Raw genomic sequence first — 9,050 nt, forward strand, 5'->3', positions numbered from 1 at the left:
CCCGGGCCGCTGCCCGGCAGCCCGCCCGTTGCGGCCGGCGGCGGCAGTGCCGGTGCGGGATCGGTGGCGGCCGAGGCGGCCGGCAGGGTCACCTCGAGCAGGCGCTTCTGCGGCGGATAGCACACGCCTGCATCGGCGCAGCCCTGGTAGCGCACCTCCAGCTGCACGCGGCTGGTGCCGGGATCGGCGACGCCGCTCTGCACCGCGTTCAGTTCGTCGCGGTAGGTCTCCACCTCGCCGAAGTACGGGTCGGTCTTCTTGTGGCCGGCCGGCAACTGCAGGGTCGGGTTCGGCTTGAAGCCGCCGATCACCTTCACCGCGATGCGGTGCCGGTACAGGTAGTAGCCCTTGGCGATGTCCCAGTGCAGCGCGATGCGGCCGCGTTCGGGTGCCTGTGCGCTCAGCGCGAAGGCCTGGTCCACCGGCAGCAGGTCCTTTTCGCTGATCGCCAGGGCGGGGAAGGCGGCCACGGCCAGCAGGCACAGGGCGGCGAGGCGGTGCAGCAGGGTCATCGGCTTACGGTTCCTCACGGGTTTCGGCATGCACCCACTGCAGGTAGGCCGGCAGGCCGCCGGCGACCTCGAGTTCGACCAGTTCGGGGACCTCGTAGGGGTGCAACGCGCACAGCCGCTGCCGCAACGCGGGCAGGCGGTCGGCGGCGGTCTTGATCAGCAGCAGCACCTCCTCGCCCTGTTCCACCTCGCCTTGCCAGCGATAGGTGGACTGCACGCCGGGCAGGCGGCTGACGCAGGCGGCCAGGCGTTCGTCGACCAGCGCCTGGGCGACCCGCGCGGCGCTGGCCGGATCGGGGCAGGTGCTGAGCAGCAAGCGGAGGGCGGGCGCGGACATGCGGCCGACAGTATAGGGATGCCGGCCGCGCTTTGGCGGCGCCGGCCGGTGGCCGGCGGCCGCGCATCCACAATCCCCGGCTTTTTAAGCAGCCGAATGGCCGATCATCCCCGCCCGCTGCAGATGCAGCGGGCGGGGCAATGGCTCAGTTGAGCAACTGGCAGCTGGCCGGCTTGGCCGAGGTGAACAGCGACGAGGTCGCCCACTCCGGGTGGTCGATGAACGGGTTGCGGTTGCCCTGGAAGCTGTAGATCACCTCGTTGCGGGCACGCTCGGCGTCGTCCGGCGGATCCTGCTGGCTCCACGCGATCAGGGTCGACAGCAGGCCCATGTAGGCCGGCGAGGACGAGGTCTTGACGATCTTGCTGCGGTCGTCGGTCAGTTCCAGGTCCGGCTCGGACTGCCCGGTCTTGGCATCCACGCCACCCTCATAGCGGATCGCCATGTACATCACCGCACGCGCCATGTCGCCCTTGCGGTGGTCCCACACCTCGAAGGTGCCGCTGTTGCCGTCAGGGGTGCGCACCCAGTTGGAATTGCCCGGGTAGCGGCCGCTGCCGCCGCCGAAGCCGGCGTTGGCCTCGGTGGCGCGCTCGCCGCAGTTGCTGTCGCACTTGGCGTAGGGCTTGTTGCCGCGGTCGGCGTTCCAGGTGGCGTCGGTCAGATACAGCATGTGGGTGTCGGTGTACGGCGCGTAGGGCAGGCCCTTGTTGCCGGTGGCGGTGCCGAAGCCCAGCGAGTTCGGCCAGCTGTGCTCGCGGTTGTACTTCAGGCCGCTGCCGCTGCCGGCACGGTCGGTGCCCTTGGCATAGCTGCGGTTGCGGTAGGCGTCGAGGACGCGCTGGCTGTTGTTCGGATCCTCGTCGGCGATCTCCAGGATGGCCCAGGTGTCGGTGCCGGAGCTGCTGCTGTACGGATAGACGGTGTGGCCCTTGATCGTCTCGTGCAGCGAGCAGCGCAGCTGGCTGGGGCTGGAGGTGTTGACCCGCGAGTAGTAGCTGCCGGCGCCATTGCCGCCGCCGCCCGAGCCGCTGGCGACGTTGAAGGCGACGCTGCGATCCTGCGCCGGATGCGCGCCGTCGGCATCGCTCACGCGTGCGGCGACGATGCTCAGGGTGCAGCTCTCGCCGGCCTTCAGCGCGGTGTTGGTGGACAGCGCGAACTGGGTGCCGCTGCTGGGGTAGGTCAGCGCCACGCTGCCGGACTGCTGGCAGCTCAGGCCGAACGCACCGCTGGCCAGGCTCACCGCCTCGCTGAAGGTCACCGCCAGGTCGCCGGCGGCGGGGAAGTCGGTGGCGCCCTGGGTCGGGGTGGTGGCGGTCACGGTCGGCGCGGCGTTGCCGCCGCCGCCGCCGGCGAAGGTCTGCCCGTTGTTGCAAGCGCCGAAGGTGCTGGTGGCGCTGTCGCTCCAGCTGAAGTCGGCCGCGGCGCTGCCGTTGCCGCGCAGCTGCAGCGAGGTGCCGGCCGGGGTGCTGTTGCTCTCGCTGACCGGCAGGTTCTGGCTGGTCATGCCCGCGGCGGGGCCGCCGCCGCCGGTGATGGCGCCCTCGTAGCTGAGGAACTGCACCACCTTGCCGTTGCCGTCGACCAGCGCCAGGCCGTCGTTGGGCCCGTTCTGGATGCCGTTGCTGGCGTAGCTGACGGTGGCGATGCGCACCTGCCCGCCGCAGCTGACCAGGTTGCCGGCCGGCACCGCGCTGTTGGCGTAGACGGTGGCCGACCCCGGGTTGCTGCCGTTGTACAGGTAGACGCGGTAGCCGCTCAGGCTCTCCCCGGCGGTGGCGACGATCTCCACGCCTTCGCCGGTGTCGCCGGCGGCGGTGGCATCGTCGTAATGCAATTCATTGATGAATACGGCGGCCTGGGCCGGCCCGGCAAGGGCGAGCAGGCAGGCCAGCGGCAGCGCAACGGCGGATGGCTTCATCGACAACTCCTTTTGGTGACGGATCCCCCCATGGGTCCGCGCTCAGCCTAGCCTGCCTCTGTGACACTGTGACGGGATTCGGTCACTGCTTGCCACCGAATGCACGTTCCTGGCAAAAATTTTTTGCCTCCCGCCCTTGAAAGCCCCGGTCGCGGCACTACATCAGGCGCATCCCGGCGCTACCGGGTTTTTTCGCGAGCGTTGCTGGCAGTCGTCATGGGCGAGTGCTAACATCGCCGGCCTTTCCTAGACCAATCAATCACTTAAGAGGTCTCACTCAATGAGCATCAAGCCGCTTCACGACCGCGTCGTAGTCAAGCCGATCGAAGCCGACGAAATCTCCGCCGGCGGCATCGTGATCCCGGATTCGGCCAAGGAAAAGTCCACCAAGGGTGAAGTCGTGGCCGTCGGCGCCGGCAAGCCGCTGGACAACGGCAGCGTGCGCGCCCCGGCGCTGAAGGTCGGCGACAAGGTCATCTACGGCCAGTACGCCGGTTCCAGCTACAAGGCCGAAGGCGTCGAGTACAAGGTGCTGCGCGAAGACGACGTTCTGGCGATCGTCGGCTAAGAGCGCCGCCGATCGCGGGAATCGGGAATGGTGAATCGGGAATCGGTCAGGCGCCTTCGTCGCCCGCGATTTCCGTCCCGTCCCGACCGCCCGCTCTTGATCTGCCTATTCCCTGTTCTCCATTCCCTATTCCCGAGGTAACTCAACATGGCTGCCAAAGATATCCGTTTCGGTGAAGACGCCCGTTCGCGCATGGTGCGCGGCGTCAATATCCTCGCCAATGCCGTCAAGGCCACCCTGGGCCCGAAGGGCCGCAACGTCGTGCTCGAGAAGAGCTTCGGCGCCCCGACCATCACCAAGGACGGCGTCTCCGTCGCCAAGGAAATCGAACTGGCCGACAAGTTCGAGAACATGGGCGCGCAGATGGTGAAGGAAGTCGCCTCCAAGACCTCCGACAACGCCGGCGACGGCACCACCACCGCCACCGTGCTGGCGCAGGCGCTGATCCGCGAAGGTTCCAAGGCGGTCGCCGCCGGCATGAACCCGATGGACCTCAAGCGCGGCATCGACAAGGCCGTCGTGGCCGCCGTGGCCGAGCTGAAGAAGATCAGCAAGCCCACCGCCGACGACAAGGCCATCGCCCAGGTCGGCACCATCTCGGCCAACTCCGACGAGTCGATCGGCAACATCATCGCCGACGCGATGAAGAAGGTCGGCAAGGAAGGCGTGATCACGGTCGAGGAAGGCTCGGGCCTGGAGAACGAGCTGGACGTGGTCGAGGGCATGCAGTTCGACCGCGGCTACCTGTCGCCGTACTTCATCAACAACCAGCAGAGCCAGCAGGCCGACCTGGACGACCCGTTCGTGCTGCTGCACGACAAGAAGATCTCCAACGTGCGTGACCTGCTGCCGGTGCTGGAAGGCGTGGCCAAGGCCGGCAAGCCGCTGCTGATCGTCGCCGAGGAAGTGGAAGGCGAGGCGCTGGCGACCCTGGTGGTCAACACCATCCGCGGCATCGTCAAGGTCGTGGCGGTCAAGGCCCCGGGCTTCGGCGACCGTCGCAAGGCGATGCTGGAAGACATGGCCGTGCTGACCGGCGGCACCGTGATCTCCGAGGAAGTGGGCCTGGCGCTGGAGAAGGCGACCATCAAGGACCTGGGCCGCGCCAAGAAGGTGCAGGTCTCCAAGGAGAACACCACCATCATCGACGGCGCCGGCGACACCTCGGCGATCGAGTCGCGCATCAAGCAGATCAAGGCGCAGATCGAAGAGACCTCGTCGGACTACGACCGCGAGAAGCTGCAGGAGCGCGTGGCCAAGCTGGCCGGCGGCGTGGCGGTGATCAAGGTCGGTGCCTCCACCGAGATCGAGATGAAGGAAAAGAAGGCGCGCGTCGAAGACGCCCTGCACGCGACCCGTGCGGCGGTGGAAGAAGGCGTGGTCCCGGGCGGCGGCGTGGCGCTGGTGCGCGCGCTGAGCGCGATCGGCGAGCTGAAGGGCGCCAATGAAGATCAGACCCACGGCATCCAGATCGCGCTGCGCGCGATGGAAGCGCCGCTGCGCGAGATCGTCACCAACGCCGGCGAAGAGCCGTCCGTGATCCTCAACAAGGTCAAGGAAGGCAGCGGCAACTTCGGCTACAACGCCGCCAACGGCGAGTTCGGCGACATGGTCGAGTTCGGCATCCTGGATCCGACCAAGGTGACCCGTTCGGCGCTGCAGAACGCCGCCTCGATCGCCGGCCTGATGATCACCACCGAAGCGATGGTGGCCGAGGCCCCGAAGAAGGAAGAGCCGGCCGCGCCGGGCGGCATGGGTGGCGGCATGGGCGGCATGGGCGGCATGGATTTCTGATCCAGCCGGCCTCGGCCGACCTGTTGTTCCACGCAGTCGAAAGGAGCCCCGCAGCGATGCGGGGCTCTTTTTTTTGTGCTGTCGACATGGCGGCATGCCGATGCGTTTGTCTGCGCGTTCGTGCACCCTGGCCAACGCCGCGGCGCATCCACGCATCGCGCCGCGGCAGAACCTGCTTTACCGAGCGTCTGTAGAGCACTTTGGTAAAGACGGCGGAGCCATGTTGCAGGAGCGGCTTCAGCCGCGACGAGGCGCTGCCGGGAATGCCTGTCGCGGCTGAAGCCGGTCCCGCGAGGACAACGGCGTTTCTCGCCGAGCTGCGGTAAGCAGCGAAGCGGGTCATGGAAGCTGCCTGTGCCGGGCTTGTGCGATCTCCCCGACCGAGGCGCGGCACAGGCGTGCCAGGCGGCAGTGACCCAACCGGACGGATGCGAGTGCAGGCTTCGCTCCATGCGCCTCAAACACCACGAGACGCTGCGCGCCGGACCCTCGCCCCAACCCCTCTCCCAACCGGAAAGGGGCACGCGATCGCGATGCGCATGCAGCCCATCGTTGCCCAGCAGCGTCTCCGCCAGAGGTGCGGCTGGCACGGCCTGCGGTGGCGATACGGCGAGAATCGACGCGCTGCGCGGCGAATCGCGCACAACGCGCAATCGTCTACAAGTGCGCTGTAGCCGCGTGTTGACAGCGTTTTCAGCGCCATGCAGGTTAGGACGCACGGGCGTCCAGGGGGATCTGCACGCCCGCATGTTCGTCTTCTTCTGTGCGTCGCGACCGGTGCAGGGTGGCGTGTGCCTGCGGCATGCGCGCACGGTCGTGGGCGCGGCGCAGCGAAGGGGACGCCGGACGTCGTGCGTGCACGGCGTCGCTTCCATCCGCTACCGGGGACATCGCATGCCACTTCGCTCATCCACCACTCTTGCGTTCGGCATCGTGCTGGCGCTGTACGGCGCCCGCGAGGCGCGCGCGCAGCACGCCGACACCGCCGCGCCCAAGGCCGCCGCCACCACCGACCTGGGCCAGGTCGTGGTCACCGGCTCGCGGATCAAACGCTCGGAGGTGGAGGGCGCCGAGCCGGTGCTGACGATCAGCGCGCAGCAGATCCAGCAGGAAGGTTTCCTCACCGTCTACGACGTGCTCAGCACGCTCAATCAGCAGGGCAGCGTCGAGGCCGACACCAAGTACGGCTCGCACACGCCCAACGCCTCGCCGGTGAGCCTGCGCGACCTTGGCCCCGGACGCACCCTGCTGCTGGTCAACGGCCACCGCGTCGCCGACTACCCGCAGCCGTACGCCGGCGAGAGCAACTTCGCCAATTACGCCAACATCCCCTCCGCGGCGGTGGAGCGCATCGAGATCCTCACCGGCGGCGCCTCGGCCATCTACGGTTCGGACGCGGTCGCCGGCGTGATCAACGTGATCCTCAAGCAAGGCTACGAGGGCAACCAGGTGCGCCTGCGCGGCGGCACCGCCACCGCCGGCGGGCGCGACGTGGTCGACCTGTCCTGGGTCGGCGGGCGCAGCGGCGACAAGTGGAACCTGACCTACGCACTGCAGTGGACCCGGCGCGATCCGCTCTCGGTCGGCGAGCGGCCGAAGATGGACGACCAGGACGACGAGTCCTACAGCAACTGGACCGCGCAGGCGCGCAAGTACGGCTTCAATCCGTTCACCGGGTTGAGCCTGGTCGATGCCGGCGACAACACGCGCCTGGCGCCGCCGGCCGGCACCTGCGCACGCTTCGGCGGCCAGTTCGTCGACGCGCAGCGGCTGAGCTACGACTACAACAGCGACACCGTGCGCAACCTCGGCGGTTACTGCGGCATGGCCCACGACTACGCCGACTGGCTGGCCGCCAGCGGCGGCGACAGCGGCTCGGCGTATCTGTACGGCACCTTCGACTTCGACAACGGCGTGCAGGCCTGGAGCACGCTGTCCACGACCAAGAGCGTCGGCTACTGGACCTACGACCCGCCCTACGTCTACCTCGGCCCGTTCCACGACACCGGCAGCGACCGCGACCTGTACGCGATCCGCCAGCTCACCCGCTACGAATCCGGCGGCTGGAAGAACCTGGCCAACACCACCAGGGAACTGTCCTGGGACCTGAGCGCCGGCCTCAAGGGCCGCCTCGCCGATCGCTTCGATTGGGAAGTGGCGGTGGGCCGCGCGCGTTACACCGTCGACGAATACGTGCGCACCGTGGACACGCAGAAGGCCACCGCCTACTTTCTCGGCCCGCAACTGGGCAGCACCGCCGACGGCACGCCGATCTACGATCTCGACGAGTCGCGCTGGTACCAGCCGCTGACCGGCGCGCAATACAACGACCTGGCGGTGAAGGCGCACAACCGCGCCGATTCCTGGGTCAACCAGGCCAGCGCCAACATCACCGGCGAGCTGCTGCAGGGCTGGGCCGGGCCGATCAAGTTCGCCGCGGTCGGCGAAGTGGCCAAGCAGGGCTACCGGCTGTCGCCCGACCCCTGCGCCAACACCTGCTATCCGCTGGACGTGGTCGACTACGGCGGCGGCGAGCGCCTGCGCTACTCCGGCGGCATCGAGTTCGACGTGCCGCTGCTGTCCAAGCTCAATGCCAGCCTGGCCGCGCGCCACGACCGCTACGGCGACTATCGCGCCTACGGCAGCGACCTCGGCGCGGCGATCGGCACCCAGCGCGACACCACCTGGAGCGCCGGCCTGGAGTGGCGGCCACTGAGCACGCTGCTGCTGCGCGGCAGCGTCGCCACCAGTTTCCGCGCCCCGGACATGCACTACGTGCTCGGCGAACCCAGCTCCACCCAGCAGACCGTGATCGACCAGTACCGCTGCATCCAGAAGGGCTACTACCTCACCGGCGGCTGCAGTGCCGAGAACAGCGACGTGTTCTACCTGATGCAGGTCAACCGCCGCGGCACGCCCGACCTGGAATCGGAACACGGCCGCTCGGTCACCGCCGGCTTCGTCTGGGACATCGCCGAGGGCCTGTCGCTGACCGCGGACTACTACCGGATTCGCTTGCAGGACATGATCAAGGACCTCAACCGCGACGAGGTGCTCAGCGCCGAAGCCGGCTGCCGCACCGGCCTGACCACCGCCGGCGGCGTGTGGGTCAATCCCGGCGGTGCCGAGTACTGCGCGCGCATCCTCTCGCGCGTGTCGCGCGATGCCGCCGGCCGCGTCACCGGCATCGAGCAGGGGCCGATCAACATCGCGCAGATGCACGTGTCCGGCGTCGACGCCTCGCTGAAGTACCGCTTCAACACCGCGCGCTGGGGCAACTTCAGTGTCGCCCTGGATTACAACAACCTGATCGGCTACCACGAGCAGACCTATCGCACCGACGACGACAAGAACCTGCGCGACCAGAAGATCCGCAGCAAGCTGCGCGGCAGCGTGCACTGGGAGAACGGCGGTCCGCTGGATCTCACTCTCTATGCCAAGCGCTTCGGCTCCACCCAGGCGGTGAACTGGGGCACCTGCACCCGCTTCGACGACGGCTACCAGCCCAGCCCTTCCGACGCCTGCCGCGTCACCGACAGCGGCAACCGCCACTTCGGCGAGAGCACCACGCGTTACTTCGGTCGCGTCGGCCCGGCGCTGTACTGGAACCTCACCGCCGGCTACCGCATCGCCCCGAAGATGAAGGTCAACCTGTACATCAACAACGTGCTCGATACCGTCGGCTACGACAACAAGGAGCGCTACTACGGCTACCAGTTCTACAACACCACCCTGTACGACGCGATCGGGCGCGAGGTGGCGATGGAATATGTGCTGGATTTCTGAGGGGCTGGGAGTCGGGAGTGGGGATTCGGGATTGGTTTTGGTTAGCGCTGAAGTCGGCGTGGCGCTACGTAACATGCGGCAGGAACGCGCTTTAGCCCCTCTCCCATCGGGAGAGGGGTTGGGGTGAGG

General features: G+C 67.9%; 6 protein-coding genes. 3 read left to right on the top strand and 3 right to left on the bottom strand.

Features of this window, described 5'->3' with window-relative positions; translation table 11 throughout:
* From D588_RS24405 to D588_RS0109695, 3 genes are all read right to left on the bottom strand, one after another.
* On the bottom strand, positions 1 to 512 hold a 512-nt coding region (locus tag D588_RS24405; protein ID WP_043084210.1), incomplete at its 3' end, for a protein-disulfide reductase DsbD N-terminal domain-containing protein.
* A gap of 4 nt (positions 513 to 516) precedes the next feature.
* Positions 517 to 849, bottom strand: coding sequence for a divalent-cation tolerance protein CutA (gene cutA, locus D588_RS0109690; RefSeq protein ID WP_017907317.1), 333 nt, complete (start codon positions 847 to 849; stop codon positions 517 to 519).
* A 145-nt stretch (positions 850 to 994) separates the two neighbouring features.
* A complete protein-coding gene (locus tag D588_RS0109695) occupies positions 995 to 2,773 on the bottom strand; it encodes an endonuclease (RefSeq protein ID WP_017915833.1) in 1,779 nt (592 codons plus the stop codon).
* 280 nt (positions 2,774 to 3,053) lie between these two features.
* Between D588_RS0109695 and D588_RS0109700 the strand changes: the two genes are divergently transcribed.
* The 3 genes from D588_RS0109700 (at position 3,054) to D588_RS0109710 (ending at position 8,921) form a co-directional block, all read left to right on the top strand.
* Positions 3,054 to 3,341 carry a co-chaperone GroES gene (locus D588_RS0109700; protein ID WP_010340979.1) on the top strand — a complete coding sequence of 96 codons (288 nt, stop codon included), beginning with the start codon at positions 3,054 to 3,056 and terminating at the stop codon, positions 3,339 to 3,341.
* Positions 3,342 to 3,488: 147 nt separating this feature from the next.
* Entirely contained in the window at positions 3,489 to 5,135 is a 1,647-nt protein-coding gene (gene groL / locus D588_RS0109705) for a chaperonin GroEL (protein WP_010340980.1), read from the top strand.
* A gap of 873 nt (positions 5,136 to 6,008) precedes the next feature.
* Positions 6,009 to 8,921 carry a TonB-dependent receptor gene (locus tag D588_RS0109710; RefSeq protein ID WP_232764270.1) on the top strand — a complete coding sequence of 971 codons (2,913 nt, stop codon included), beginning with the start codon at positions 6,009 to 6,011 and terminating at the stop codon, positions 8,919 to 8,921.
* The last annotated feature ends 129 nt before the right edge of the window (positions 8,922 to 9,050 follow it).

Origin of the sequence: Xanthomonas sp. SHU 308, assembly GCF_000364645.1 — a bacterium.
GTDB lineage: Bacteria > Pseudomonadota > Gammaproteobacteria > Xanthomonadales > Xanthomonadaceae > Xanthomonas_A > Xanthomonas_A sontii.